We start from the raw sequence: 26,663 nt of genomic DNA, 5'->3' as shown, positions 1-26,663 counted from the left end.
CCGGTCAGCCCACCGGAACGCCGGCCGACCCGGACTTGACCCCTGCCACGAACCGCCCGAACCCGGCCGGCGCAAACCGCACCGCGCTCACCGGAGCCTTGCTGTCCCGCACCCCCACCACTCCGACCGACCGCGCCACCTCAACGCAGTTGTTGCCGTTGGACCCACTGTAGCTCGACTTCCGGAACACCACCGCCTCCTCGCCGATCAGTTGTACTCGGAGGCAACCCTACGCATGAACCGCCGGCTCTCCTCGAAACCGAGTGCCGCACCGGTCAGCCTGGCCCAGACCTGGTCGAACAAGGCGACCAACGGCTTCTCGTCCAGGTAGCGGAGTTCGGCCTGGTTCTCGGTGTAGAAGAACTCCAACGGCCCCGCCACCCCGGGTGACGGGATGCGGAGCAGCACGAACCGGTCGACGATCAGGTCGCTCTGCCCCCTGGTCTTGAACGGCAGCACCTGGTAATGCACGTTGGGCAGCCGGGACAGCTTCACCATGTGGTCGATCTGCTCGCGCATCACCTCGGGCGGCCCGTACTGCCGCCGCAGCGCCGATTCCGAGACGACGAACGCGATCTCCGGCGCACCGGGCTTGCGGAACACCTCCTGCCGCGCCAACCGCGCCGCCACCCGCAGGTCGAGGTCGCGTTCGTCGTCGCTGAGCGCGTAGAGCGCGCGGATGAACGACTCGCACTGCACCAGGCCGGGCGGCACCTCGTTCTCCACCGTCCGGATCAGGTCGCAGTTCTCCTCCAGGTCGACCATGGTGCGGAACGACTCGTTGTACACGCTGCGCACGCCGTTCCACTTGCCGCGCTGGTGGTTGTTGCGGCGCAGTTCCAGCAGCGCCTCCACGTGCGCCTGGTCGGTGACGCCCAGCCCCGCCAGCAGCAGGATTCAGGTCGCCGGGCGTGATGCCGGACTGGCGCGATCATGTCGACCGGCTCGGCCCGGACGACACGCTGGTCCGCTTCGGCGGTCCCGACACGGGGGTCACCCTCTCGCTCACCGACCGGGCGCTGCGCCGGCTCACCGACGCGCCGGCCCGATGACGTCAGTCCAGCACCGCGATCGCCTCGACCTCCACCAGGTGTTCCGGCACGTCCAGCGCCGCGACGCCCACCAGGGTGGCCGGCGCGAGCGGGGTGGTGCCCAGTCGCTCTGCCGCTCGTGCGATGCCCTCCAGCAGGAGCGGCATCTTGTCCGGGGTCCAGTCGACCACGTACGCGGTCAGCTTGGCGACGTCGTCGAACGACCCGCCGGCGGCGGCCAGGGCCGTGCCGACGTTCAGGTAGCACCGCTCGACCTGCGCGGCGAGGTCGCCGCCGACCGGGTTGCCGTCCGCGTCCCACGCGACCTGCCCCGCGACGAAGACCAGCTTCGTCCCGCTCGCGATCGCCACCTGCCGGTACACGCCCACCTCGGGCAGTCCGGCGGGGTTCACCAGGGTGATGGCCATGCCACGCCTCCTCGTGCTCTCTTGTGGTTACCGGGGAACCGTAGGAGAGTGAGCGCCGACGCGGAAGAACGCACTTTCCAGTGACTGGGGAACCCCGTGGTGACCAAGCAGTTCGACGGCCCGCCCGACGCGGACCTCCGGCGCGCGGACTCGTTGGCGCGCGAGATCTTCTCCGACGTGGCCACGAAGTGGGCGCTGCTGATCATCGAGGCGCTGGGCGGCGGCACCCTGCGCTTCACCGAACTGCGGGACGAGGTCGCGGGCATCAGCCACAAGATGCTGACCCAGAACCTGCGCGTGCTGGAGCGCAACGGCCTGCTCGACCGCCGCGTGCACGCCACCGTCCCGCCCCGGGTCGACTACACGCTCACCGAGCCGGGACGGGCGCTGCGCGCGACGGTCGACACCATGTGCGACTGGACCCAGCGCCACCTCGCGCACATCGAGGACGCGCGCAGGCGCTTCGACGCCTGAGGGCCCCGCCACAACGACCGCCGGCGGGGCCTCGACCTCAGACGACCGCCAGCGGGAGCTGGTTGGGGATCACCGGGGACGGCAGGTCCGACGACCCGGTCAGGAACCGGTCGACCGCGTTGGCCACCGAGCGGCCCTCCGCGATCGCCCACACCACCAGCGACGCGCCCCGGTGCGCGTCGCCGCACACGAACACGCCGGGGGACCGGGTCTGCCAGTCCGAGCCGCACGAGATCGTGCCGCGCGAGGTCAGCTCGATGCCCAGCCCGTCCAGCAGCGGCAGGTGCTCGACGCCCTCGAAGCCGATCGCCAGCAGCACCAGGTCGGCCGGCAGCTCCTCGACCTCCTCCGACGTCGGCACCACCGCGCGCCGGCCCGAGGCGTCCCTCTCCACCCGCACCTTGCGCAGCCGGACCTGCCGCACGTGCCCGTGCTCGTCGCCGACGAACTCCTCCACCGCCACCGCGAACTTCCGCTCCCCGGCCTCCTCGTGCGCCGGGTAGGTGCGCAGGACCCACGGCCACACCGGCCACGGCGAGCGCTCGTCGTCCCGCCGTGACGGCGGCTGCGGGTACTGGTCGAGCTGGAGGACCGAGGCCGCGCCCTGCCGGGTCGCGGTGCCGTAGCAGTCCGCCCCGGTGTCGCCGCCGCCGATGATCACCACGTGCTTGCCGGCCGCGTCGACCTCCGCCGGCCCGTCGCCCTCGACCGCGCGGTTGGCGGGCACCAGGTGGTCCATGGCCAGGTGGACGCCCGCCAGCCCGCGACCGGGCGTCGAGGTGTCGTCGCGCCCGCGCAGCGCGCCCACGGCGAGCACCACGGCGTCGAACCGCGACCGCAGCTCCTCCACCGTCAGGTCGACGCCGACCTCGCAGCCGGTGACGAACTTCGTGCCCTCCTTGCGGAGCTGCGCGAGCCGCCGGTCCAGGACCTTCTTCTCCATCTTGAACTCGGGGATGCCGTAGCGGAGCAGGCCGCCGAGCCGGTCGTCGCGCTCGTAGACGGTCACCTCGTGGCCGGCCCGGGTGAGCTGCTGCGCCGCCGCGAGCCCGGCCGGGCCGGAGCCCACCACGGCGACCCGCTTGCCGGAGCTGACCTGCGCCTGCGTCGGCTGGACCAGGCCCTGCTCCCACGACACGTCCGCGATGGCCTGCTCGACCCGCTTGATCGCCACCGCGCCGCCCGCGTCGTGGCTGATCGCCAGCACGCACGCGGCCTCGCACGGGGCGGGGCACAGCCGGCCGGTGAACTCCGGGAAGTTGTTGGTGGCGTGCAGGCGGTCCGAAGCCTGGCCCCAGTCGCCCCGGCGCACCAGGTCGTTCCACTCCGGGATCAGGTTTCCCAGCGGGCAGCCGGCGGAACCCGAGTGGCAGAACGGGATGCCGCAGTCCATGCACCGCGACGCCTGCGTCCGCACCTGCTGGTCGCGGGTGTCGGCGCCGAGGTCGAGGTAGACCTCGTCCCAGTCGCCGCGCCGCTCCGCCGCCGGGCGCTTGGCCGCGTCGGCGCGGGTGTTCTTGAGGAAACCGTACGGGTCAGCCACGGGAAGCCTCCATGATCGCCTGGTCGACGTCCCTGCCCTCCGCGCGGGCGAGCCTCATCGCCTCCAGCACGCGCTGGTAGTCGCCGGGCATGACCTTGGTGAACGCCGAGGACCGCCGGGGCCAGTCGCCGAGCAGCGAGGCGGCCACGGCCGATCCGGTGAGCTTGTGGTGGCGCTCGACGACCTCGCGCAGCCACCGCAGGTCGTCGCCGCCGGGGCGCTGCAACTCGACCATCGCCGGGTTGACCGACGCCGGGTCGAGGTCCAGCACGTAGGCGATACCGCCGGACATGCCGGCCGCCAGGTTGCGCCCGGTCGGCCCGAGCACGACGGCCCGGCCGCCGGTCATGTACTCGAACGCGTGGTCGCCCACGCCCTCGGACACCGCGAGCGCGCCCGAGTTCCGCACGCAGAACCGCTCGCCCACCCGGCCGCGCAGGAAGATCTCGCCGCCGGTCGCGCCGTAGCCGATCACGTTGCCCGCGATCACCTGCCGTTCGGCGGCGAACGGCGCGTCCGGGTGCGGGCGCACCACGATCCGGCCGCCGGACAGGCCCTTGCCGACGTAGTCGTTGGCGTCGCCGACCATCTCCAGCGTGATGCCGCGCGGCAGGAACGCGCCCAGCGACTGGCCGGCGGAGCCGGTGAACGTCACGTGGATCGTGTCGTCGGGCAGGCCGTCGCCGCCGAACCGGCGGGTCACCTCCGCGCCGAGCAGCGTGCCGACCGTGCGGTTGACGTTGCGCAGCGGCAGTTCCAGCCGCACCGGCAGCGCGTCCTCCAGCGCCGCCTCGGAGAGCTGGATGAGCGTGCGGTCCAGCGCCCGCGCGAGGCCGTGGTCCTGCTCGCGGACGCGGCGCTTCGCCGTGCGGTACGGGGTTTCCGGCACGGCGAACACCGGCGTCAGGTCCAGCCCGCCGGCCTTCCAGTGCTCGATCGCCGCGTTGGTCTCCAGCAGCTCCGCGTGGCCGACGGCCTCGTCGATCGTGCGGAAACCCAGTGCCGCCAGGTGTTCGCGGACCTCCTGGGCGATGAACTCGAAGAAGTTCACCACGTGGTCGGCCTGCCCGGTGTACCGCGCGCGCAGCTCCGGGTTCTGGGTGGCCACGCCCACCGGGCAGGTGTCGAGGTGGCAGACCCGCATCATCACGCAGCCCGCGACGATCAGCGGCGCGGTGGCGAAGCCGAACTCCTCCGCGCCGAGCAGCGCGGCCACCACCACGTCGCGGCCGGTGCGCATCGCGCCGTCCACCTGGACGGTGATCCGGTCGCGCAGGCCGTTGAGCAGCAGCGTCTGCTGCGTCTCCGCGAGGCCGACCTCCCACGGCGTGCCGGCGTGCTTGAGCGAGTTCAGCGGCGACGCGCCGGTCCCGCCGTCGTGCCCGGAGATCAGCACGACGTCGGCGTGCGCCTTGGCCACGCCCGCCGCGACCGTGCCGACGCCGACCTCGCTGACCAGCTTGACGTGCACGCGGGCCTGCTCGTTGGCGTTCTTCAGGTCGTGGATGAGCTGGGCCAGGTCCTCGATGGAGTAGATGTCGTGGTGCGGCGGCGGGGAGATGAGCCCGACGCCCGGCGTCGAGTGCCGGGTCCGCGCGATCCACGGGTACACCTTGTAGGCGGGCAGCTGGCCGCCCTCGCCGGGCTTCGCGCCCTGCGCCATCTTGATCTGGATGTCGGTGGCGTTCACCAGGTACTCGCTGGTGACGCCGAACCGGCCGGACGCCACCTGCTTGACCGCCGAGCGGCGCTCCGGGTCGTACAGGCGCTCCGGGTCCTCGCCGCCCTCGCCGCTGTTGGACCGGCCGCCGAGCCGGTTCATCGCGATGGCCAGGGTCTCGTGCGCCTCGGCGGAGATCGAGCCGTAGGACATCGCGCCGGTGTTGAACCGCTTGACGATCGAGGAGACCGGTTCGACCTCCTCGATCGGGACCGGCGCGCGGTCGGTCCGGAACGAGAACAGGCCTCGCAGCGTGCCGCCCTGGCGGGCCAGCCGCTCGACCTCCTCGGTGTAGTCGCGGAAGACGTCCTCGCGGCGGGTCTTGGTGGCGTGCTGGAGCAGGAAAACGGTCTCCGGCGAGAACAGGTGCAGCTCGCCCTCGCGGCGGTAGGCGTACTCGCCGCCGACCTCCAGCCGGCGGTGCACGCGGTCGGTCGGGTTGTCCGGGTGCGCGCGGCGGTGGCGCAGCGCGACCTCCTCGGCCAGCACGTCCAGCCCCGCGCCGCCGAGCTTGGACACCGTGCCGGTGAAGTACTCGTCCAGCAGCTCGGGGGACAGGCCGACGGCCTCGAAGACCTGGGCGGCGGTGTACGCGCCGACCGTCGAGATGCCCATCTTGGACATGATCTTCAGGGTGCCCTTGACCAGCGCCGAGACGTAGTTGCGGACCGCCTTGCGCGGCTCGATGCCGGTGATCGCGCCCTGCGCGATCAGGTCCTCGATGGTCTCGAACGCCAGGTACGGGTTGACCGCCGCCGCGCCGTAGCCCAGCAGCGCCGCGATGTGGTGCACCTCGCGGGCGTCGCCGGTCTCCACGACCAGCGCGACGCGCAGCCGCTCCTTGGTGCGCACCAGGTGGTGGTGCACGGCGGAGACCAGCAGCAGCGACGGGATCGGGGCGAGCCGGTGGTCGGAGTCGCGGTCCGAGAGCACGAGCGTGCGGGCGCCGGCCGCGATCGCCTCGGACGCCTCGCGGCGGACCCGCTCGACGGCCCGCTCCAGCGCCGCCCCGCCACCGTCCACCTCGTAGAGCCCACTCAGGACGGTGCAGGCGAAGCCGGGCAGGTCGCCGTCGTCGTTGATGTGGATGAGCTTGGCCAGCTCGTCGTTGTCGATCACCGGGTAGGTGAGCTTGATGTGCCGGCAGCTCACCGGGCCGGGCTCCAGCAGGTTCTGCTCCGGGCCCATCACCCGCGCGACCGAGGTGACGATCTCCTCGCGGATCGCGTCCAGCGGCGGGTTGGTGACCTGGGCGAAGCTCTGCACGAAGTAGTCGTAGAGCAGCCGGGAGCGCTGGGACAGGGCGGCCACCGGGGTGTCGGTGCCCATCGAGCCGAGCGGTTCCACGCCGCCCACGGCCATCGGGCCGAGCAGGACGCGCAGCTCCTCCTCGGTGTAGCCGAAGGTGAGCTGGCGGCGCACCACGGACTCGTGGCTCTGCACCACGTGCTCGCGGTCGGCCAGGTCGGCCAGGTCCAGCAGGCCCGCGTGCAGCCACTCGTCGTAGGGCAGGTCGTCGGCCAGGCCCGACTTGATCTCGTCGTCGTCCACCAGCCGGCCCTGCTCGGTGTCCACCAGGAACATCCGGCCGGGCTGGAGGCGGCCCTTGGCGACCACGTCCTCCGGCGCGACGTCCAGCACACCGGTCTCGGAGGCCAGCACCACGCGGCCGTCGGCGGTCTGCCACCAGCGCGCCGGGCGCAGGCCGTTGCGGTCGAGCACCGCGCCGACCAGCGCGCCGTCGGTGAAGGTCACGCACGCCGGGCCGTCCCACGGCTCCATCAGCGACGCGTGGAACTCGTAGAACGCGCGCCGCTTCGGGTCCATCGACGCGTGGTTCTCCCACGCCTCGGGGATCATCATCAGCACCGCGTGCGGCAGCGACCGGCCGCCCAGGTGCAGCAGCTCCAGCACCTCGTCGAACGACGCCGAGTCCGAGCCCTCGGGGTGGCAGATCGGGAACAGCCGGGTGAGGTCGCCCGGGATCAGGTTGCCGGCCAGCAGCGCTTCCCGGGCCCGCATCCGGTTCCGGTTGCCGCGCACGGTGTTGATCTCGCCGTTGTGCGCGACGTAGCGGAACGGGTGGGCCAGCGGCCACGACGGGAAGGTGTTGGTGGAGAAGCGCGAGTGCACCAGGGCGATCGCGCTGGCCAGCCGCTCGTCGCGCAGGTCGGGGAAGAACGCGGGGAGCTGACCGGTGGTCAACATGCCCTTGTAGACCAGGGTCCGCGCGGACAGCGACGGGAAGTACGTCCCGACCTGCGCGGCGGCCGTCTCGTGCTCGACCCGCTTGCGCAGCGCGAAGGTGATCCGGTCGAGGTGCACGCCGGCCACCGGGGCGGTGCCGCCGGCAGCGGTCACGAAGAGCATGGCGAAGTGCGGCATGACCGACCGGGCGGTGGGCCCGACGTCGGCCGCGTCGGCGTCGACGGGCACGTCGCGCCAGCCGAGCACGCGCAGCCCCTCCTCCTCCGCGATCCGCTCCGCAAGCGCTTGCGCCTTGGCGCGCTCCTCGTCGGCGGCGGGCAGGAACGCAATGCCCGCCGCGTACGCGCCGGGGTCCGGGAGCGCGAAGTCCACAGCGGACCGCAGGAACTCGTCGGGCAGTTGGAGGAGGATGCCCGCGCCGTCGCCGCTGGTCGGCTCGGCGCCGGCCGCGCCTCGGTGCTCCAGGTTGGCCAACGCGGTCAACGCGTCGACCACGATGCCGTGCGACCGCCGCCCCTCGATGTCGGCGACCATCGCCACACCGCAGGCGTCACGCTCCGCGCGCGGGTCGTAGAGACCGCGTGCGGACGGGATGGCGGAGAAGATCACTGCGCAGACCTCCTTCGTCGTCCTTGGGAAGACGAGTCCTCGTGTCCAGTTCCAGGGAATCCGGTTGCTGGGCACGGGACGACGATGGCCCGCGTGTTGACGCGACTTTAACAGCCGCGTAACCGGGAGGCACCATCCGTCGGGTGATCCCGGTCATTGACGCGTAACGGTTGAGGCGGGCCGAACGACGATGGGGCCGACCTGGTCACGCGGTGTGGAGCATATCGGACGGACGCCCCCGGCGTGCACCCGTGAGAGGTTGCCGACATCGACCGCCCGTGGTCGCCATCGCCCCAGGTCGAGCACTATTTCACCCGGTCGTGCGACTCAGGCCGATTCGGACACCGGGACGACCGGGTAATCACTGCAAGTAGCAGCGCACTCACGCTTCGGACATGCGCACGGAGCGGGCCCCGCAGCCCCACCGGCGCGGTGGCGGAGCTGCGGGGCCCGTGGGCCGGGTGGCCTACCGGGAGCCCGCGCCGACCGGCTCGCGGGCCTCCTCGCGGTCGACGTGCTGCCGGTCCATCAGCTCGTCGACGTCCACATCGGACGGGTTGTCCAGGACCTCCTTGAGCCGCTCGCGGTCGAGCTGCCCCTGCCAGCGCGCCACGACCAGCGTGCCCACGCCGTTGCCGATCACGTTGGTGATGGCCCGCGCCTCGGACATGAACCGGTCGATGCCGACGATCAGCGCGATGCCCACCGCCGGGATGGCGCTGTTCGCCTCGAACGCGGTCAGCGACGCCGCCAGCGTCACCAGGCCCGCGCCCGTCACGCCCGCCGCGCCCTTCGACGCGAGCAGCATGAACAGCAGCAGGCCGACCTGGGTGCCCAGGCCCACGTCGTGACCGGTCGCCTGGGCGATGAAGATCGCGCCCATGGTGAGGTAGATGCACGTGCCGTCGAGGTTGAACGAGTACCCGGTCGGGATCGTCAGGCCCACCACCGACTTGTCCGCGCCCGCCGCCTCCAGCTTCACCAGCATCCTCGGCAGCACCGACTCCGACGAGCTGGTGCCCAGCACGATCAGCAGCTCGTCCTTGATGTAGCGCAGGAACTTGAAGATCGAGAAGCCCGCGTACAGCCCGACCCCGCCGAGCACCACGAGCACGAACAGCAGGCACGTGGCGTAGAACGAGCCCATCAGCCAGGCGAGCTTGCCCAAGATCGTGCCGCCGAACTTGCCGATGGTGTAGGCGATCCCGCCGAACGCGCCGATCGGGGCGGCGTACATGACGATCTTGATGACGCCGAACATCACCTTGGCCACGGTGTCCAGCGCGGCGACCACCCGCTCCCCCCGCTTGCCCATCCCGGCCACCGCGACCGCGACCAGGATCGCCACCAGCAGCACCTGGATGAGCTGGCCGTCGGTGAACGCGCCGACGAACGACTTCGGCACCAGCGACAGGATGAACCCGGTCACGCCCGTCTCGGCGGTCTTCGCCTCGGACAGGGTCTTGGACGCGGCCTCGTCGTTGATCGGGATGGCGGGCCCGTGGTGGCCGGGCTGCACGACGTTGACCACGAGCAGGCCGATCACCAGCGCCACGGTGGTCATCGCGGTGAAGTAGAGGATGGTCCGCAACGCCAGGCCGCCCGCCTTGGCCAGGTTGCCGAGACCGGCGATGCCGACCACCACCGTGCAGAAGATGGTGGGCGCGATGACGACCTTGACCAGCGCCACGAAGAAGTCCGCGAGCCACTTCATGCCGGACGCCTGGGCGGGGAACGCGTAGCCGACCACCACGCCCAGCACGATCGACACCAGGACCCAGAAGTACAGGTGCTTGTAGATCGGTTTGCGCTCACGGGACCGAGCGGTGGCCACCACGTCTCCTCCAGGGTGCCGGTGCGGCGGCGACGACCGCCGACGGGTTGGTTGGTGATCCTGGGCACAGCCCGGACCTGCGACAAGGCGCCCGCCGGAAACTTCAGGTCCCTCTGACGTAACCCGCCGTCCACTCGCCCACCAGGCGCACCCGCGGCCCCCGGACGCCGGCGGAGCCTCCCGCCCGCCGGCACCGGGGCTAGGCTCCGGGCGTGCCCGTGCCACGGCGTTCGGTGCTGCTCGCCGCCCTGGCGGCGGGGGTGCCCGCGTGCTCGGCGGCCGGTCCGCCCGCCCCCGAGGAGCTGGTGCTCGCCACCGGGCCGGACGGCGCGGTGTTCCGGGAGGTCGGCGGCGCGCTCGCACGGGCGCTCGCCGGCCGGCTGCCCGGCACCCGCGTCGTCGCCCGGCCCACCGCCGCGTCCGTCGAGAACGTCCGGCTGCTCCAGGAGGGTTCCGTCCACCTGGGACTGTCCTCACTGGACCCCACCTTCGACGCGCTGCTCAGCGCCGACGACCCCGGCGGGATCAGCGCCGTCGGCCGGCTGTACGACAGCTTCCTGCAGGTCGTGGTGCCCGCGCGCGCAGCGACCACCCGGCTCGCCGACCTGGCCGGCCTCCGGGTGTCGTTCGGCCCGCGCGAGTCGGGCACCGAGTTCACCGCGACCCGCCTGCTGGACCTGCTCGGCATCCGCGTCGACGCCCTGCGCATGGCCCACGCCGACGCCGCCCGGCGGCTCGCCGAGGGCTCGATCGACGCGATGCTGGCGCTCACCGGCATCCCCACGCCCGCGATCCGGGGCCTGCCGGAGTCCTTCCCGGTCCGGCTGCTCGACCTGCCCGACGAGGCCGTGCGCCTCGCGGAGTCCTACCCCGGCCCGTACGTCCCGGTGACCATCCCGGCCACCACCTACCGGGACGTCGGGCCGTGCCGGACGTTCGCGGTGCCCAACCTGCTGCTCGCCCGCTCGGCGCTCGACGCGTCCGTGGTCGAAGTGGTGACGCGGACCGTGTTCACCGACTCCGCCCGCATCGCCGCCGGCCACCCCGAGGCGAGCCGGATCAACGTGCGCACCGGCATCGCCACCGGCGAGGTGCCCCTGCACCCCGGCGCGGAGCGGTGGTTCCGCTCGGTCAAGCGCTGACCGGGGGCCGGGCGGCCAGCGCGACCACGGCGTCCAGCCCGTGCGGCTCGACGGGCAGCAGGCGCAGCTCCCCGCCCGCGCCGGCCACCAGCTCGGCGCAGATCGCCAGGCCCAGGCCCGTGCCGGCGGTGTTCTGGTGCTTCGGCGCGCGCCAGAACCGCTGCGGTGCCAGCGCCCGCTCCCGCGCCGAGAGCCCCGCGCCGTCGTCGGTCACGTGCAAGTCCACCCGGTCGCCGTCCGACTCGGCCCACACCCGGATCGCGGTCGCCCCGGACAGCCGGATCGCGTTGCCGACCAGCTCGTCCAGCACGCTGCCCAGCCCGCCCGGCGGTTCCAGCACGCGCAGGCCCGCCGGGACGTCCACGCGCAGCGCGATGCCGCCCGCCAACGCCCGCCAGCCGGGCACGTGGGTGCTCAGCAGCGCGTCCACCTCGACCGGCTCGGCGGCCGACGCGCTGTCCAGCCGGGTGGCCGCGAGCAGCGCGTCCAGCACCCGGCCCATCTCCTCGGCCTCGTCCACGGCGATCCGCTGCGCTTCCCGCCCGGCCTCGTCCGCCACGTGCGGTGCCAGGTTGTCCACCGCCAGCCGCAGGGCGGCCAGCGGGTTGCGCAGCTGGTGGGAGGCGTCGGACACGAACGCCCGCTGGCGGCGCAGCGCGCGCCCCACCACGTCGACCATCGCGTTGAACGAGGCGGCCAGGCGGCGCAGCTCGGGCGGACCGCCGACCTCGTCGGCACGCGCGTCCAACCGCCCGCTCGCCACCGCCGCCGTCGCGTCGTCCAGCCGGCGCACCGGACGCAGCACCCAGCGCGACATCGGCCACGCCACCGCCACCACGCCCAGCATCGGCACCAGGCCCACCAGCGCGAGCAGGCCCCACTGGCGCAGGACCGCCCGCCGCAGGCCGCCCGTGGGCGAGATGGTGACGACGGCGGCCACCACCTCGCTGTCCCGCCCGACCGGCTCGACCACGACCAGGTCGACGTCCTCCCACGGCCAGACCTCCTGGTCGGCGTCGCCCCGGTAGCCGCTGAACGCCGCGTCCAGGCCCGCGTCGACGTGCGGGTCGGTCAGCGGGAACGGCAGCCGCGAGCTCTCGACCACCGACCGGTCCGTGCTGATCAGGGCGGCGGCGATGCCGTACAGCCGGTCGTAGCGGTCGAGCTCCTCGCGCAGCGCGGTCCGCCGGCCCGAGGACAGGGCGTTCTCGGCGAGCGAGGCGAACCGCCCGGCGTCGCCGAGGCGGTCGAGGTAGGTCTCCCGGCTCTCCCGCTGCACGACCGCGAACGCCAGCGGCACGCCGAGCGCCGCGACCAGCGCGACCAGCAGCGGCACGATCAGGACGAGCAGTCGGCGCAGCATCACACCTCGTCGGGTTCCGACCCGCCATCCTGCCCCATCCCCCGCCGTCCGCAGGGCCAACCGGGTGGTCGTGGGCGGTTCGGGCGACAACCGGGCGGACCGGGCGCAACCTTGCCGTGTGACCGGCGTCATACAGGGCGTCGGACCCGCCGACAAGAGAGCAAGAGGGGGATGGTGACAATGCTGCGTCGCATGGCGTTGGTGGTTGCCGCCGTGGTAACGGCGCTCGGCGTGGTGGCGGTGCCTTCGGCATCGGCCGCGCCGGCCGCGTGCGCGGTCGACTGGGGCTCGCTGCCCGAGCAGGCACAACCCACCACTGCGGGCAACCTGACGAACATCCGGGCCGGTCGGCAGGAGTGCTACGACCGGCTGGTGTTCGACTTCCGGGGTGACAACGACGGGTACCGCGTGGAGTACGTGGACCAGGTGTACGCGGACGGCTCCGGGCACCTGGTGCCGCTGCGCGGTGCCGGGAAGCTCCAGGTGGTCCTGTACTCGCCGGCCTACGACGAGAACGGCAACCCGACCTACACCTTCGCCGACCGGACCGAGCTGGTCGACGTGACCGGGTACTCGACGTTCCGGCAGGTCGCGTGGGCCAACTCGTTCGAGGGCCACTCGATGGTCGGGCTCGGCGTGCGGGCGCGGCTGCCGTTCCGGGTGTTCGCGCTGCCCGGCCGGCTCGTCCTGGACGTCGCCCACCAGTGGTGAGGTGACCCGTCAGGGGTGGGCCGCCGCCCGGTAGCCCACCCCCCGGACGGTCTCGATGCGCACCGCGTGGCCGACCTTGCCGCGCAGCGCCGCGATGTGCGTGTCCAGCGTGCGCGACGGGGCTTCCCAGTGCGACTGCCACACCTGGTCCACGATCAGGTCCCGGCTGACCACCGTGCCCGCCCGGCCGACGAGCAGGGCGAGCAGGTCGAACTCCTTGCGGGTCAGCGGCACGGCCGCGCCGTCCACCGCCGCCTCGCGGGTCGCCGGGTCGAGGGTGAGCGCGCCGAGGGTGAGCCGGTCGCCGTGGTCCCCGGCGGCGCGGGCCGACCGGGTGCGCCGCAGCACCGCCTCGATGCGGGCCAGCAGCTCGGCCGTGCCGAACGGCTTGACCACGTAGTCGTCCGCGCCCGCCCGCAGCCCGAGCACGCGCTCGCGCTCCTCGCCGCGCGCCGTCACCGTGATGACGGCGGTGCCGGGCCGGTGGCGCAGCTCGCGCAGCACGTCCAGCCCGTCGCGGTCGGGCAGGCCCAGGTCGAGCAGCACCACGTCGGCGGGCGGCGCGGTCAGCGCCGCCGTCGCCGTGGCCGCCCGGTGCACCTCGTAGCCGGCGTGCCGCAGAGCGGTCAGCAGGCCCCGCGCAACCCGGTCGTCGTCCTCCACGACGAGGATGCGCACGGCGGCCTACTCGTCCGACTTGGCCGCCGGCTCGATGCCCGGGACCTTGGTCGCCCCGGCCTTGCCGTCCCCGGCCCCGGCGGTGCCCGGATCAGCGGCGCTCGCACCGCCGGCGGACTCCGCGTCCCCGTCCCCGTCCGACTCCTCGGCAGCGTCACCGCGCACGATGACCTCGCGTCCGCCCTTCTTCGCGGCCAGCACGAAGTAGACGACCGCGCCGAGGAACACCACCACCGACGTGATCACGTTGACCCGCAGGCCGAACACCATCGTCGCCGGGTCGGTCCGCATGATCTCGATCCAGAACCGGCCCGCCGTGTAGCCCGCGACGTACAGCGCGAACACCCGGCCGTGGCCCAGCCGGAACTTCCGGTCCGCCCAGACGATCAGCAGCGCCACCCCGAGGTTCCACAGCAGCTCGTAGAGGAACGTCGGGTGCACGACCAGGATCGGCGTGTGGTCGATGGCGACGCCGGTCAGCTCGTCCTTGAAGCCGGTCGCCGGGTCGATCCGCTCGTAGATCTCCAGGCCCCACGGCAGGTCGGTGGGACCGCCGTACAGCTCCTGGTTGAAGTAGTTGCCCAGCCGGCCGATGGCCTGCGCGGCGACGATGCCGGGCGCGAGCGCGTCGGCCATCGCGGGCAGCGGGATGCCCCGCCGGCGGCACGCGATCCACGCCCCGACGCCCCCGAGCGCGATGGCGCCCCAGATGCCGAGGCCGCCGTTCCAGATGGCGAGGGCCTCCCACGGGTTCTTGCCCTCACCGAAGTACTTGTGCCAGTCCGTGGCGACGTGGTAGAGCCGCCCGCCGACCAGGCCGAACGGCACCGCGAACACCGCGATGTCGGTGACCTCGCCCTTGACCCCGCCGCGCGCCACCCACCGCCGCTCGCCCCAGTAGATCGCCACGATGATGCCGGCGATGATGCACAGCGCGTAGGCCCGCAGCGGGATCGGCCCGAGCTGCCACACGCCTCGGTCCGGGCTGGGGATCGTCGTGAGGAAAGTCGTCACCACGGGACCCACCGTAGCCGGTGGTCCAAACCCGCCTACGCGGACAGCTCGATTGTTACCGGGAACGGCCGGTCGAGCTTCAGCTCGCCCGCCTCGCTGCGCGCCACCTCGACGTACTCGCCGTCCTCCAGCTCGAACAACGTCGCCACCGCGATGTCGTCCTTGGGGTCCACGAGCAGGTAGAACGGCACCCCGGCCTCGGCGTACCGCTGCCGCTTGATCCCGTAGTCCTTGAACCGCGTGCTGGGCGAGACCACCTCGCCGACCAGCACCAGGTCCTCGACGTGCACCGCGAGGCCGTGCGGACCGGGCGTGTTGACGGTGAAGTCGGGGATGAGCAGGCTGTCCGAGGCCACCTGGACGTTGATCCCGCTCGTGGCCTCCAGCCCGGCGGGGCAGGCCGACTCCAAGGCCATGGCGATCCGGAACAGCAACCGCTGGTGCCGGTACACGCCGAGCGGGCTCACGAGGAGCGTCCCGTCGACGACTTCGACTCGTTGGTGCTGGTCCTCGGGCAGGGCGAGGACGTCTTCCACGGACCACGGGCCCTCGTGGTCGAAGGCCGAGTACTCGGGTCCGACGTCTTGGGGCAGCGCCACCGGACATCACCTCCAGGAACAGCCCGACGCACGCCAGTGTCGCACGCCGGATCGGGAACGGGCTTGATCATGAGCCCAGCATCCCGACCCCCACCGACAATTCCGGTGCCTGATCAGGGCACCGGACGTCGGTTCACACGATGGTGTGGATTTCAGGCGGGGGTGGGCACCGCGCGCACGCCCTGGGCCAGTTCGCGCGCCAGCGCCGCCACCGTGCCGTCCTTCACCGCAGACACGAACGCCGACCCGGCGATGACGCCGTCCGCGAACGCCGCCAGCTCCGCCGCCTGCGCACCCGACCGCACGCCGAGCCCCACCGCGACCGGCATGGACGTGTGCTCCCGCACCCGGGCGACCAGCGCCGGGGCGGCCGACGACACGACGTCGCGCGCCCCGGTCACGCCCATCACCGACGTCGCGTAGAGGAAGCCCCGCGACGACCGCGCGGTCAGGTCGATCCGCTCCTCCGTGGAGGACGGCGCGACCAGGAAGATCCGGTCCAGGTCGTGCTCCTCGGACGCGGCCAGCCACTCGTCGGCCTCGTCGGGCACCAGGTCGGGCGTGATGAGGCCGAGCCCGCCGGCCGCCGCGAGGTCGCGCGCGAACGCGTCCACCCCGTACTTGAGCACCGGGTTCCAGTACGTCATCACCACGGCCCGGCCGCCGGCCGCCGCGACCGACTCGACCACGCCGAACAGGTCCCGCACCCGGAACCCGCCGCCCAGCGCCTCCTCGGCGGCGCGCTGGATGGTCGGCCCGTCCATCACCGGGTCGGAGTACGGCAGACCGACCTCGACCAGGTCGCACCCGGACTCGACCATGCTGCGCAGCACGTCCCGGGACCCCTCGACCGTGGGGTACCCGGCGGGCAGGTAGCCGATCAGCGCCGCCCGGGACTCGGCCCGGCACGCCTCGAAGACACCGGCGACCCTGCTCATGACTCCACTCCCAGCCCGAACCACTTGATCGCGGTGTCCATGTCCTTGTCGCCCCGGCCGGACAGGTTCACCACGATCAACCCGTCCGGGCCCAGCTCGCGGCCGAGGACCAGCGCGCCGGCCAGCGCGTGCGCCGACTCGATCGCCGGGATGATGCCCTCGGTCCGCGACAGCAGCGCGAACGCCTCCATGGCCTCCGCGTCGGTCACCGGGCGGTACTCGGCGCGGCCGGTGTCCTTGAGGTGCGCGTGCTCCGGGCCGACGCCCGGGTAGTCCAGGCCCGCCGAGATCGAGTGCGCCTCGGTGATCTGGCCGTCCTCGTCCTGCATCACGTACGACATCGCGCCGTGCAGCGAACCGGGCGTGCCCACGGTCAGCGTCGCGCCGTGCCGGTCGGTGTCGATGCCGTCACCGCCGGGCTCCAGGCCGACCAGCCGCACGGACGGGTCGTCGATGAAGCCGTGGAAGATGCCGATCGCGTTCGACCCGCCGCCCACGCACGCCGCGACCGCGTCGGGCAGCCGGCCCGCCTGCTCCAGCACCTGGGCGCGGGCCTCGATGCCGATCACCCGGTGGAAGTCGCGCACCAGCACCGGGAACGGGTGCGGGCCGGCCGCCGTGCCGAGCAGGTAGTGCGTGTCGTCGACGTTGGCGACCCAGTCGCGCAACGCCTCGTTGATCGCGTCCTTGAGCGTGCGCGAGCCGGTCTTGACCGGGATGACCTCGGCACCGAGCAGCCGCATCCGGGCCACGTTGAGCGCCTGCCGCTCGGTGTCGACCTCGCCCATGTAAACGACGCAGTCCAGGCCCATGAGTGCGCACGCGGTGGCCGTGGCGACGCCGTGCTGGCCCGCCCCGGTCTCCGCGATGACCCGCTGCTTGCCCATCCGCTTGGTGAGCAGCGCCTGGCCCAGCACGTTGTTGATCTTGTGCGAGCCGGTGTGGTTCAGGTCCTCCCGCTTGAGGAAGACCCGCGCCCCGCCGGCGTGCGCGGCGAACCTCGGCACCTCGGTGAGCAGCGACGGCCGCCCCGCGTAGTCGCGCAGCAGCCGGAAGAACTCGTCGAGGAAGTCCGGGTCGATGCGCGCCTTCTCGTAGAAGGCCGCCAGCTCGTCCACCGCCGCGATGAGCGCTTCCGGCATGTACCGGCCGCCCCACGGCCCGAAGTGGCCCCGCTCGTCGGGGTCGTGGGGTGTGGGTGCCAAGTGGCCGCGCGACATGCGCTTCTCCCTTACCGGCTCGGCCGGGGACACGCGGGGTGCGACCCCGCCGTCACCAGCTTGTTGACCGCGACCTTCGGGTCGCCGCTCGTCACGAGTGACTCGCCGACCAGCACCGCGTCGGCACCCGCACCCGCGTACGACATCAGGTCGCCCGGCCCGGTCACCCCGGACTCGGCGATCTTGATCGTCTCGAAGGGCAGGCCGGGCGCGATCCGCCCGAACACGTCCTTGTCCACTTCCAGCGTGTGCAGGTTGCGCGCGTTCACGCCGATGACGCTCGCACCGGCCTCCAGCGCGCGGTCGGCCTCCTCGGCCGTGTGCACCTCGACCAGCGCCGTCATGCCCAGCGACTCGACCCGGTCCAGCAACGACACCAGGGCGTTCTGCTCCAGCGCCGCCACGATGAGCAGCACCAGGTCCGCCCCGTGCAGCCGCGCCTCGTGCACCTGGTACGGGCTGACGATGAAGTCCTTGCGCAGCAACGGGACGCCGACCGCGGCCCGCACCGCGTCGAAATCCGCCAACGACCCGCCGAACCGCCGCTGCTCGGTCAGCACGCTGATCGCCCGCGCGCCGCCCAGCTCGTACTGCGCGGCCAGTTCAGCGGGCTCCGGGATGTCCGCCAGCGCGCCCTTGGACGGGCTGCGCCGCTTGACCTCGGCGATCACGCCCACGCCCGGCGACCGCAGGACCGCCATCACGTCCTGCGGCGGCGCGACCTTCGCGGCCCTCTCCCTGAGCACGTCGAAGGGCAGTTCCGCCTCGCGCACGGCCAGGTCCTCGCGGACGCCCTCGATGATCGACTCCAGCACGGTCATCCGAGCACCTCGCCCGTGTCCGTCGGTCCACCCGTTCCGCTCGCAAGCTCCCGCACGTCATGCTCCCCTTCCCGCCACGAGGATGCTAACCCCGGCGGCGGCCCCGTCCGGCCACCGGGTCGTCCCGTTCGCGCAGATGACCAGGGCCCTTCCGGGTCCACGTGCGCAAACGTGCGCCGCTTCGGCGTCAGCCGGCCGTCAGCGCCCGGTCAGTCCCGTGCCGTGGGGTCGTCGCCGCGCTCCAGCGCGTTCCACAGCTCCCGCTCGGGATCGGCGCTGCGCTTGGCCGCGCCCGGCGTCTGGTAGCCGCCGCCGAGCCTCGGCATCGCCGAGCCCCGCAGCACCAGCACGACACCCGCCGCGACCGCCAGCAGCCCGCCCAGCACGGCCGTGGCGCGGCCGGGCAGCGCGCCGTCCTGCGCCACCGCGAGCCACGCCGCCGTCACACCGGCCGCCAGCACGAGGACACCCAGGACCCGCCGCACCCAGCCGCCGAGCGCCACCACGGCGGCGATCGCGGCCAGGAACAGCAGTGCCAGCGGCACCGAAGCGGGCAGCACGTCCCCGCCCCGGAGGTTCCGCGCCTCGTCCCAGACGAACTGCGAGGACCCCCACAGCGCCGCCGCCCCGGCCAGGAGCAGCAGCACCGCGATCCACAGTGGACGCCGACCCGGCGCTGCCTCAGACACGGGCCGGGTCCACCGCCGGTGCCACGGTCTGGGCGGTCGCGATCGCCGACAGCACCGCGCCCGCCTTGTTCAGGCACTCGTTGTCCTCGGCGACCGGGTCCGAGTCGGCCACGATCCCGCCGCCGGCCTGCACGTAGGCGACGCCGTCGCGGACCAGCGCGGTCCGGATGGCGATGGCGGTGTCCGCGTCGCCCGCGAAGTCCAGGTAGCCCACCACGCCGCCGTACAGGCCGCGCCGGGTCGGCTCCAGCTCCTCGATCAGCTCCATCGCGCGCGGCTTGGGTGCCCCGGACAGCGTCCCGGCCGGGAAGCACGCCGCGACCGCGTCGAACGCCGTGCGCCCCTCGGCCAGCTCACCGCTGACCGTGGACACGATGTGCATGACGTGGCTGTACCGCTCGACCTTGAAGAAGTCGACCACGGTCACCGAGCCCGGCTTGCACACCCGGCCCAGGTCGTTGCGGCCGAGGTCGACCAGCATCAGGTGCTCGGCGCGCTCCTTGTGGTCGGCGAGCAGGTCCTTCTCCAGGAGGGCGTCCTCCTCCTCGTCCACGCCGCGCCAGCGGGTGCCCGCGATGGGGTGCGTGGTCGCCTTGCCGTCGCGCACGGTGACCAGCGACTCCGGGCTGCACCCGACGATGTCGAAGTCGTCCAGCCGCAGCAGGTACATGTACGGGCTGGGGTTGGACGTGCGCAGCACGCGGTAGATGTCCAGCGGGTCGGCGGAGGTCCGCATCTCGAACCGCTGCGAGAGGACCACCTGGAACGCCTCGCCCGCGCGGATGGCCTCCTTGGCCTTCTCCACGACCGCGCAGTGCTCCTGCTGCGACCGCCGGCGCACGAACTCCGGCTTGGGCCGGGAGAACACCGCGGCGGTCGGCGGCGCGGGGCTCTGCAGGTCCTGGGTCATCAGGTCCAGGCGGGCCACCGCGTCGTCGTAGGCGGCGTCCACCCGCTCCTCGGAGTCGTCCCAGTTGATCGCGTTGGCGATCAGCGTGACGGTGCCCTCGTGGTGGTCCAGCGCCGCGAGGTCGGTGGCCAGCAGCATCACCAGTTCGGGAACCCGGAGGTCGTCCTCGGCGAGGTTCGGCAGCTTCTCCAGCCGGCGCACCGCGTCGTAGCCGATGTAGCCGACCATGCCGCCGGTCAGCGGCGGCAGGCCGGGCAGCGGGTCGGTGCGCAGCACCTCGATCGTCTCGCGCAGCGCCACCAGCGGGTCGCCGCCCTCGGGCAGGCCCACCGGGTGCGGCCCGAGCCAGAACGCCTCGCCGCCGGTCGCGGTGAGCGCCCCCGCGCTGCGCGCGCCGACGAACGACCAGCGGGACCAGGAGCGGCCGTTCTCGGCCGACTCGAACAGGAACGTGCCGGGCCGGTCGGCCGCGAGCTTGCGGTAGAGCCCGACGGGGGTCTCCGCGTCCGCGAGCAGCCGGCGCACCACCGGGATGACCCGCCGCTGCGCGGCGAGTTCGCGGAACTCCTCGCGCGTCGGGCTGACCTCGCCCAGACCCGCGCCTGCACCGATGACGCTCACCATGCCGTCATTGTGCCGTGTCCCCCTATATGGTCTCCGGCACGCCTCCCGGACCCTGCGGACACACTTCGCCCGCCGCACCCCGCGACCACCATTTCAACGCACGTTGAAATAAACCTTGCCGTGGCGCATGATGGACGACGTGGAAGAGAGCACCCAGCAGACCAGGCGCCGTGGCCGCCGCGCGGGCGGGGAGGACACCAAAGCCGCGCTGCTCGCCGCCGCCCGCGAGACGTTCATCGAACGCGGCTACGAGGGCGCGACCGTGCGCTCCATCGCGTCCAGGGCGGGCGTCGACGCGGCGATGGTCAACCACTGGTTCGGCGGCAAGGAGGGCCTGTTCGCCAAGGCCGTCCTCCAGGTACCCGTCGACCCGAACACGCTGGTGGAACGCCTGCTGGACGGCCCGCGCGAGCAGGTCGGCGAACGGATCGTGCGCAACTTCCTGGCCATCTGGGACGCCACCGGCGGCGGCCACTTCGCCGCCCTCATGCGCAGCGTCACCTCGCACGAGCGGGTGGCCTCGGTGCTGCGCGAGTTCTTCGTGCAACACCTGCTGCACCGGGTGCTGACCGGGATCGGCGCGGACCAGCCCGAGCTGCGCGCCACGCTCGCCGCCACCCAGATCTTCGGCATGGGCATGGTCCGCTACGTGGTCCGCTTCGAACCCCTGGCCGGCACCGACGTGGAGACCATGGTCAAGGCGGTGGCCCCGAACCTCCAGCGCTACCTCACCGGCAAGATCGACTGACCTACGGCTCGCCGGCCAGCAGCACCGTCGCGTCGAAGCACGTCCGGTCCCCCGTGTGGCACGCCCCGCCGACCTGGTCGACCACCAGCAGCAGCGCGTCACCGTCGCAGTCGAGCCGCACCTCGTGCACGTACTGGGTGTGCCCGGACGTCTCGCCCTTCACCCACAGCTGCCGGCGGCTGCGCGAGTAGTACGTGGCGCGGCGCGTGGTCAGCGTCCGGTGCAGCGCCTCGTCGTCCATCCACGCCACCATCAGCACCTCGTTGGTGCCCCGCTGCTGCGCCACCGCGCACACCAGCCCGTCGGCCGTGCGCTTGAGGCGGGCGGCCACCGCCGGGTCCAGCGCGCCGGTCACCGGTCGCCCCCGAAGTGCAGGCGGGACGGCCGCGTGTTCAGCAGCACGACGCCGAAGACGTGCAGCGCGGACAGCAGCCCCGACAGCACCCGCACCCAGGCGGGCCCCTCGTTGAGCACGGCCAGCAGGTGGACCAGCGCGACCAGCGCGTACACCACCGCGCCGACCGGCCGGACCAGCCGCAACCCGGCCACCAGGCCGCCCGCGACCAGCAGCTCCAGCACCAGCAGGATGACCGGGAACTTGATCCACGACGGGTCGCCGTCGCCCTGCCAGCGGATCAGGCCCTCCACCACGAACAGCAGACCGCCGACCGCCCCGACCAGGACGGCCAACCGGACCTCGATGGGTGTGCCGCGCATCGTCAGCGAACCTCCACGCCCGCGTCCCGCAGGCCCTTCTTGACCTCGGCGATCCGCAGAGCACCGAAGTGGAACACACTGGCCGCCAGCACCGCGTCCGCACCGGCCTCGACAGCGGGCGGGAAGTCCTCGACCGCCCCCGCCCCACCGCTGGCGATCAGCGGGACGTCGACCACCCCGCGCACCAGCCGGATCAGCTCCAGGTCGAACCCGGCCTTGGTGCCGTCCGCGTCCATGGAGTTCAGCAGGATCTCGCCCACACCCAGCTCCTGCCCGCGCGCGGCCCACTCGACGGCGTCCAGCCCGGTGCCCTTGCGCCCGCCGTGCGTGGTCACCTCGAACCCGGAGGGAGTCGGCCGCCCGCCCTCGGGCACGCGCCGCGCGTCGACCGACAGCACGATGCACTGGGCCCCGAACCGGCGCGACAACTCCCCGAGCAGCTCGGGCCGGCCGATGGCGGCGGTGTTCACCCCGACCTTGTCGGCACCCGCGCGCAACAACCTGTCGACGTCCTCGGGCGCCCGCACGCCCCCGCCCACGGTGAGCGGGATGAACACCTGCTCGGCGGTGCGCCGCACGACGTCGAACGTCGTCTCCCGCTCCGACGAGGACGCGGTGACATCCAGGAAGGTCAACTCGTCGGCACCCTCGGCGTCGTAGGCGCGGGCCAACTCGACCGGGTCGCCGGCGTCCACCAGATCGGTGAAGTTGACCCCCTTCACCACCCGCCCCCGGTCGACGTCCAGACAGGGGATCACGCGCACCGCGACCGACATGGGCGAAAGCCTACGGGGACCCACCCACCAGCACCCCAACCCCCACCCCAGCCCCCCACACCCCACCCACACCCGACCCACACCACCGCCCTCCCCGCCGCCTACCCTCCCCGCCCCGCAACCCCACCCCCGCCCTCCCGCCCAGCCCCTCCTCCCACCCCTCTCCCGCCCTCCCTCCCCACTCCAGTTCGACTACTCCGCCAACTCGTGGTTCACTGGTCTTGGCTTTGAGGTTTTGTGTCCGTGTCATCCACGCTCGCGAACCGCGTTTCGAGCGTGTGATTCCTCCCGTTCAGGGAAGATCCCCCGCTTAGAAGCAGCCACGGCGACGCACCAGCGCCGCCGGCATCTATATGAAGTGGGAAAAGATGGCCCAGGGCACTGTGAAGTGGTTCAACTCGGAGAAGGGCTTCGGCTTCATCTCCCCCGAGGACGGCGGCGCGGACGTGTTCGTGCACTACTCGGAGATCCAGAGCAACGGCTACCGGAGCCTGGAAGAGAACCAGCGCGTGAGCTTCGACGTCGGCCAGGGCGCCAAGGGCCCCCAGGCCACCAACGTCACGCCGCTCTAGTGCGAACGGAACCGCCCGTTCTCCGGAACGGGCGGTTCCACCCACTCCGCCGCCGGCAGCAGCGCCCACGCGGCCGACACCGCCCCGCCCGCTCGGCCGGGATCCACTCCGACGGCTAGCGTGGGGATCATGAGCCCCGGCAGCCTCGGCGACGAGAAGTACCTGCTCCTCACCACCTTCCGCAGGAACGGCACCCCGGTTCCCACGCCCGTCTGGGCGGTCCGGGCGGGCGAGACCATCCACGTGTGGTCCGCAGCCGACGCCGGCAAGGTGAAGCGCATCCGCAACAACGGCGACGTCACGATCGCCCCGTGCGACTTCCGGGGCAACCCCACCGGCGAGGCCACCACCGCCAGGGCCGCACTCCTCGACGAGCGCGGCAGCGACGAGACCCGCTCCCTGATCGCGCGCAAGTACGGCTTGCTCGGCCGCCTCACCCTCCTCGGCAGCCGCCTGCGGCGCGGCAGGACCGGGTCCGTGGGCATCGAGATCGTGCCGTCAACCCGAAGTTGACCACCGGCCGGCCGTCAACCTACAGTTGACGCGTGGTTACCGCGCCGGTCCAGCTGACCGACCTGATCGTCACCGTCGCCCAGGAGCACGCCGACGTCCTGGACAGGCTCACGGCGGCGGTCGAGCTGAGCGGGCGGCTGGACGAGCTGGGCGACCACCTGATCGGCCACTTCGTGGACGAGGCCCGTCGGGCGGGCGCGAGCTGGACCGACATCGGCGACAGCATCGGCGTCACCAAGCAGGCCGCGCAGAAGCGGTTCGTGCCGAAGGCGTCCCCCGACCTCAAACCGAGCCTGGACCGCTACACCGACCGCGCCCGGAGGGTCGTCGTCCTGGCCCGCCACCACGCCAGGTTCAGCGAACGGGTCGGCACCGAGCACCTGCTCCTCGGGCTGCTGGACGAGTCCGGCGGCATGGGTGCCAAGACGATCGCCAAGCTGGAAGCAGCCGAGGGCACCACCCGGCTGGCGGTCCTCAACGCCCTCGACACCACCAGCCGCGAGCGCCCGGACCCGCAACCGTTCAGCGCCCACTACAAGAAGGCCCTGGAGCTGACCACCCGCGAAGCCCTGCGGCTGGGTCACGCGTTCGTGGGCACCGAGCACGTCCTGCTCGGCCTGCTGGCCGAGGAGGACGGGACCGCGGCCAAGGTGATGGCCACCACGGGCATCACCAGGGCCGCAGCCGAAGCTCACGTCACGGGCGAGTTCACCCGGGTGATCACCGCACGGCGGCGAGCGCTTGGGGAAGCGTGAACGCCCCCGCGTAGAGCGCCTTGCCGACGATCGCGCCCTCCACGCCGTCCCGGGACAGCGCGGCCAACGCCACCAGGTCGTCCACACTGGACACACCGCCGGACGCGATGACCGGCGCGTCGGTGCGGTCGCAGATCTCGCGCAGCAGGTCCACGTTCGGCCCCTGCAACGTCCCGTCCTTGCCGACGTCGGTGACCACGTACCGGGCGCACCCGTCCCGGTCGAGCCGGTCGAGCACCTCCCACAGGTCGCCGCCGTCCTGCGTCCACCCGCGCGCCGCGAGCCGGTGCCCGGCCTCGGTGATCCGCACGTCCAGCCCGACCGCGACCCGCTCACCGTGCTCGGCGATCGCCTTGGCGCACCAGACGGGGTCCTCCAGCGCCGCCGTGCCCAGGTTCACCCGGGCACACCCGGTGCCGAGCGCGGCGGCCAGCGAAGCGTCGTCCCGGATGCCACCGGACAGCTCCACCCGCACGTCCAGCTCGCCCACGACCCGCGCCACCAGCTCACGGTTGCTGCCACGCCCGAACGCGGCGTCGAGGTCCACCAGGTGCACCCACTCGGCGCCGTCGCGCTGCCACGCCAGGGCGGCGTCCAGCGGCGAACCGTAGGAGGTCTCCGTGCCGGCTTCGCCCTGCACGAGTCGGACAGCTTGACCGGCGGCCACGTCAACGGCCGGCAGCAACGTGAAAGTCACGCGAACAGCCTAGTTGCCCCGGGCCGCCCGACCGCACGCCCCCGTCACCGGAAGCTGTTCACCCAGTTCTCCAACAGGTGCGCCCCGGCGTCGCCGGACTTCTCGGGGTGGAACTGGGTCGCCCACAACGGCCCGTTCTCCACGGCCGCCACGAAGTCGTCGCCCCCGTGCGCGGCCCACGTCACCAACGGCGGCCGAATGAGGTCGGAGGGCTCCAACTCCCAGCGCCGGACCGCGTAGGAGTGCACGAAGTAGAAGCGGGTGTCCTCGGACAGCCCGGCGAACAGCCTGGTCCCCTCCGGGGCCCGGACCGTGTTCCAGCCCATGTGCGGGACCACGGGGGCCGCCAGCCGCTCGACGGTCCCCGGCCACTCGCCGCACCCGTCGGTCAGCACGCCGTGCTCGTCACCCCGGTCGAACAGGACCTGCATCCCCACGCAGATCCCCAGGACGGGCCTGCCACCGGCCAGCCGCTCGCCGACGATCCGCCCACCCTTGACCGCGTTGAGCCCCTCCATGCACGCGGCGTAGGCACCGACACCGGGCACCACCAGCCCGTCCGCTTCCCGCGCGGCCTGCCGGTCCGAGGTGACCTCGACCGAAGCGCCGACCCGTTGGAGGGCGCGCTCGGCGGAACGCAGGTTGCCTGATCCGTAGTCCAGTACGACGACTCGTGGTGCCACGCCACCAGGCTAGGCCAACGGAGCCCCACCCTGCGTCACCGGCACCACGGGCAACACGGTGTTGATCGCCAGACCCGCCCGATCGGGCAACGCGCGCACCCACGTGTCGGCCCGCCCCTGGGAGACCAGGGACCGCACCTCGGCCACGTCCCCCGGCAACGGCACCTCCCCGGCGACGGCCTTCAGCCGCCACCACCCGACCACCCCGACCAACCGCCGAGCAGACCCGCTGAACCCGCTGGCCGCGCCGTCCGACCAGACCACCCCACCGCGCAGGTCGTCCCACCGCACCAACAGCCCGCTGCCCCCGGCCACCTCCCGCACCCGGGTGGCGAACCGCTGCGCGGCGGCGAACCGGATCCCCCAGGGAGGCAACAACACCGTCCCGGACTCGACCGGAACCAGCGCAGCAGGCCCGGCCACGGCCCGGTGCAACGCCAACTGCAACTCAGCGGCAGGCGCGTGTGTCCAGATGAGTGTTCTCGGCACGCTCACGACCGGAGATCATGCCCCAGCCCACCCCACCCCGACCGACCACACCCCCACACGCTCAAGGGTCCCGCAGAGTCGTGTTCTCCCCGTGTGGCCTGCGCGCAGCGAACCGCGCTTTGCCAGGGTGTGCAAGCACGCCCTTCGCTTGCACACC

29 protein-coding genes are annotated in these 26,663 nt (G+C 72.6%); 8 read left to right on the top strand and 21 right to left on the bottom strand.

What is annotated here, in order from left to right:
• Window positions 1-4 precede the first annotated feature (4 nt).
• Both AB0I60_RS28810 and AB0I60_RS28805 read right to left on the bottom strand, forming a co-directional pair.
• Window positions 5-190 (bottom strand): DUF397 domain-containing protein, encoded by a 186-nt coding sequence (locus AB0I60_RS28810; RefSeq protein WP_360735099.1) that lies wholly within the window; start codon window positions 188-190, stop codon window positions 5-7.
• 17 nt (window positions 191-207) lie between these two features.
• Entirely contained in the window at window positions 208-855 is a 648-nt protein-coding gene (locus tag AB0I60_RS28805) for a DUF5753 domain-containing protein (protein ID WP_360735097.1), read from the bottom strand.
• A 59-nt stretch (window positions 856-914) separates the two neighbouring features.
• Here AB0I60_RS28805 and AB0I60_RS28800 point away from each other — a divergent pair, with 59 nt between their 5' ends.
• Window positions 915-1,052, top strand: coding sequence for a hypothetical protein (locus tag AB0I60_RS28800; RefSeq protein WP_360735095.1), 138 nt, complete (start codon window positions 915-917; stop codon window positions 1,050-1,052).
• Window positions 1,053-1,054: 2 nt separating this feature from the next.
• On the opposite strand, the gene AB0I60_RS28795 is transcribed toward AB0I60_RS28800, so the two are convergent.
• On the bottom strand, window positions 1,055-1,459 hold the full coding sequence (locus tag AB0I60_RS28795) for a RidA family protein (RefSeq protein ID WP_360735093.1): 405 nt from the start codon (window positions 1,457-1,459) through the stop codon (window positions 1,055-1,057).
• 96 nt (window positions 1,460-1,555) lie between these two features.
• Between AB0I60_RS28795 and AB0I60_RS28790 the strand changes: the two genes are divergently transcribed.
• A complete protein-coding gene (locus AB0I60_RS28790) occupies window positions 1,556-1,933 on the top strand; it encodes a helix-turn-helix domain-containing protein (protein WP_360735091.1) in 378 nt (125 codons plus the stop codon).
• A 37-nt stretch (window positions 1,934-1,970) separates the two neighbouring features.
• On the opposite strand, the gene AB0I60_RS28785 is transcribed toward AB0I60_RS28790, so the two are convergent.
• The 3 genes from AB0I60_RS28785 to dctA form a co-directional block, all read right to left on the bottom strand.
• Window positions 1,971-3,476 (bottom strand): glutamate synthase subunit beta, encoded by a 1,506-nt coding sequence (locus AB0I60_RS28785; RefSeq protein ID WP_360735089.1) that lies wholly within the window; start codon window positions 3,474-3,476, stop codon window positions 1,971-1,973.
• Window positions 3,469-8,013, bottom strand: coding sequence for a glutamate synthase large subunit (gene gltB, locus AB0I60_RS28780; RefSeq protein WP_360735087.1), 4,545 nt, complete (start codon window positions 8,011-8,013; stop codon window positions 3,469-3,471). Before gltB ends, AB0I60_RS28785 begins: the two co-directional genes overlap by 8 nt.
• 466 nt (window positions 8,014-8,479) lie before the next feature.
• Window positions 8,480-9,847 carry a C4-dicarboxylate transporter DctA gene (gene dctA / locus AB0I60_RS28775; protein WP_360735085.1) on the bottom strand — a complete coding sequence of 456 codons (1,368 nt, stop codon included), beginning with the start codon at window positions 9,845-9,847 and terminating at the stop codon, window positions 8,480-8,482.
• 212 nt (window positions 9,848-10,059) lie between these two features.
• Here dctA and AB0I60_RS28770 point away from each other — a divergent pair, with 212 nt between their 5' ends.
• A complete protein-coding gene (locus tag AB0I60_RS28770) occupies window positions 10,060-10,989 on the top strand; it encodes a TAXI family TRAP transporter solute-binding subunit (protein ID WP_360735083.1) in 930 nt (309 codons plus the stop codon).
• Here AB0I60_RS28770 and AB0I60_RS28765 read toward each other — a convergent pair.
• The gene (locus tag AB0I60_RS28765; protein WP_360735081.1) at window positions 10,979-12,352 is read right to left on the bottom strand and encodes a HAMP domain-containing sensor histidine kinase; all 1,374 of its coding nucleotides are present in this window, start codon (window positions 12,350-12,352) and stop codon (window positions 10,979-10,981) included. The genes AB0I60_RS28770 and AB0I60_RS28765 overlap by 11 nt on opposite strands.
• 192 nt (window positions 12,353-12,544) lie before the next feature.
• On the opposite strand from AB0I60_RS28765, the gene AB0I60_RS28760 reads away from it, so the two are divergent.
• The gene (locus AB0I60_RS28760) at window positions 12,545-13,063 is read left to right on the top strand and encodes a hypothetical protein (RefSeq protein WP_360735078.1); all 519 of its coding nucleotides are present in this window, start codon (window positions 12,545-12,547) and stop codon (window positions 13,061-13,063) included.
• Window positions 13,064-13,072: 9 nt separating this feature from the next.
• Here AB0I60_RS28760 and AB0I60_RS28755 read toward each other — a convergent pair whose 3' ends face one another.
• From AB0I60_RS28755 to AB0I60_RS28720, 8 genes are all read right to left on the bottom strand, one after another.
• Complete coding sequence (locus AB0I60_RS28755; RefSeq protein ID WP_360735076.1) at window positions 13,073-13,741, bottom strand: response regulator transcription factor; 669 nt, start codon at window positions 13,739-13,741, stop codon at window positions 13,073-13,075.
• A gap of 6 nt (window positions 13,742-13,747) precedes the next feature.
• Window positions 13,748-14,755, bottom strand: coding sequence for a prolipoprotein diacylglyceryl transferase (lgt, locus tag AB0I60_RS28750; protein WP_360735341.1), 1,008 nt, complete (start codon window positions 14,753-14,755; stop codon window positions 13,748-13,750).
• Between the two features lie 35 nt (window positions 14,756-14,790).
• Window positions 14,791-15,354 carry a Uma2 family endonuclease gene (locus tag AB0I60_RS28745; RefSeq protein ID WP_360735074.1) on the bottom strand — a complete coding sequence of 188 codons (564 nt, stop codon included), beginning with the start codon at window positions 15,352-15,354 and terminating at the stop codon, window positions 14,791-14,793.
• A gap of 152 nt (window positions 15,355-15,506) precedes the next feature.
• A complete protein-coding gene (trpA, locus tag AB0I60_RS28740) occupies window positions 15,507-16,292 on the bottom strand; it encodes a tryptophan synthase subunit alpha (RefSeq protein WP_360735072.1) in 786 nt (261 codons plus the stop codon).
• Entirely contained in the window at window positions 16,289-17,512 is a 1,224-nt protein-coding gene (trpB, locus tag AB0I60_RS28735) for a tryptophan synthase subunit beta (RefSeq protein ID WP_360735070.1), read from the bottom strand. Before trpB ends, trpA begins: the two co-directional genes overlap by 4 nt.
• An 11-nt stretch (window positions 17,513-17,523) precedes the next feature.
• A complete protein-coding gene (gene trpC, locus AB0I60_RS28730; RefSeq protein WP_360735068.1) occupies window positions 17,524-18,333 on the bottom strand; it encodes an indole-3-glycerol phosphate synthase TrpC in 810 nt (269 codons plus the stop codon).
• Window positions 18,334-18,542: 209 nt separating this feature from the next.
• Entirely contained in the window at window positions 18,543-19,022 is a 480-nt protein-coding gene (locus AB0I60_RS28725) for a Trp biosynthesis-associated membrane protein (RefSeq protein ID WP_360735066.1), read from the bottom strand.
• Complete coding sequence (locus tag AB0I60_RS28720; RefSeq protein WP_360735064.1) at window positions 19,015-20,556, bottom strand: anthranilate synthase component I; 1,542 nt, start codon at window positions 20,554-20,556, stop codon at window positions 19,015-19,017. Before AB0I60_RS28720 ends, AB0I60_RS28725 begins: the two co-directional genes overlap by 8 nt.
• A 130-nt stretch (window positions 20,557-20,686) precedes the next feature.
• Here AB0I60_RS28720 and AB0I60_RS28715 point away from each other — a divergent pair, with 130 nt between their 5' ends.
• The gene (locus AB0I60_RS28715) at window positions 20,687-21,304 is read left to right on the top strand and encodes a TetR family transcriptional regulator (RefSeq protein WP_360735062.1); all 618 of its coding nucleotides are present in this window, start codon (window positions 20,687-20,689) and stop codon (window positions 21,302-21,304) included.
• Window position 21,305: 1 nt separating this feature from the next.
• Here the strand turns inward: AB0I60_RS28715 and hisI are convergent, their stop codons facing one another.
• From hisI to hisF, 3 genes are read right to left on the bottom strand one after another with little or no spacing between them, the layout of a single operon-like run.
• Window positions 21,306-21,659, bottom strand: a complete 354-nt coding sequence (gene hisI / locus AB0I60_RS28710; protein WP_360735060.1) for a phosphoribosyl-AMP cyclohydrolase — start codon at window positions 21,657-21,659, stop codon at window positions 21,306-21,308.
• Window positions 21,656-22,021, bottom strand: coding sequence for a hypothetical protein (locus tag AB0I60_RS28705; RefSeq protein ID WP_360735058.1), 366 nt, complete (start codon window positions 22,019-22,021; stop codon window positions 21,656-21,658). Before AB0I60_RS28705 ends, hisI begins: the two co-directional genes overlap by 4 nt.
• Window positions 22,022-22,023: 2 nt before the next feature.
• On the bottom strand, window positions 22,024-22,797 hold the full coding sequence (gene hisF / locus AB0I60_RS28700) for an imidazole glycerol phosphate synthase subunit HisF (protein WP_360735056.1): 774 nt from the start codon (window positions 22,795-22,797) through the stop codon (window positions 22,024-22,026).
• A gap of 368 nt (window positions 22,798-23,165) precedes the next feature.
• On the opposite strand from hisF, the gene AB0I60_RS28695 reads away from it, so the two are divergent.
• From AB0I60_RS28695 to AB0I60_RS28685, 3 genes are all read left to right on the top strand, one after another.
• The gene (locus tag AB0I60_RS28695; RefSeq protein WP_360735054.1) at window positions 23,166-23,369 is read left to right on the top strand and encodes a cold-shock protein; all 204 of its coding nucleotides are present in this window, start codon (window positions 23,166-23,168) and stop codon (window positions 23,367-23,369) included.
• Between the two features lie 129 nt (window positions 23,370-23,498).
• On the top strand, window positions 23,499-23,882 hold the full coding sequence (locus tag AB0I60_RS28690) for a PPOX class F420-dependent oxidoreductase (RefSeq protein ID WP_360735052.1): 384 nt from the start codon (window positions 23,499-23,501) through the stop codon (window positions 23,880-23,882).
• Window positions 23,883-23,914: 32 nt separating this feature from the next.
• Window positions 23,915-24,637 carry a Clp protease N-terminal domain-containing protein gene (locus AB0I60_RS28685; protein ID WP_360735049.1) on the top strand — a complete coding sequence of 241 codons (723 nt, stop codon included), beginning with the start codon at window positions 23,915-23,917 and terminating at the stop codon, window positions 24,635-24,637.
• On the opposite strand, the gene priA is transcribed toward AB0I60_RS28685, so the two are convergent.
• From priA to AB0I60_RS28670, 3 genes are read right to left on the bottom strand one after another with little or no spacing between them, the layout of a single operon-like run.
• Window positions 24,603-25,334, bottom strand: coding sequence for a bifunctional 1-(5-phosphoribosyl)-5-((5-phosphoribosylamino)methylideneamino)imidazole-4-carboxamide isomerase/phosphoribosylanthranilate isomerase PriA (priA, locus tag AB0I60_RS28680; protein ID WP_360735047.1), 732 nt, complete (start codon window positions 25,332-25,334; stop codon window positions 24,603-24,605). The genes AB0I60_RS28685 and priA overlap by 35 nt on opposite strands.
• A gap of 44 nt (window positions 25,335-25,378) precedes the next feature.
• Window positions 25,379-26,017, bottom strand: coding sequence for an imidazole glycerol phosphate synthase subunit HisH (gene hisH, locus AB0I60_RS28675; RefSeq protein WP_360735045.1), 639 nt, complete (start codon window positions 26,015-26,017; stop codon window positions 25,379-25,381).
• 9 nt (window positions 26,018-26,026) lie between these two features.
• Window positions 26,027-26,398: a hypothetical protein gene (locus AB0I60_RS28670; protein ID WP_360735043.1), complete on the bottom strand. Its 372-nt coding sequence runs from the start codon at window positions 26,396-26,398 to the stop codon at window positions 26,027-26,029.
• Window positions 26,399-26,663: the final 265 nt, after the last annotated feature.

Origin of the sequence: Actinosynnema sp. NPDC050436, from assembly GCF_040655415.1 — a bacterium.
GTDB lineage: Bacteria > Actinomycetota > Actinomycetes > Mycobacteriales > Pseudonocardiaceae > Actinosynnema.
The sequence above is the reverse complement of the archived record's forward strand: the minus strand, read 5'-3'. Positions and strand labels throughout refer to the sequence as shown.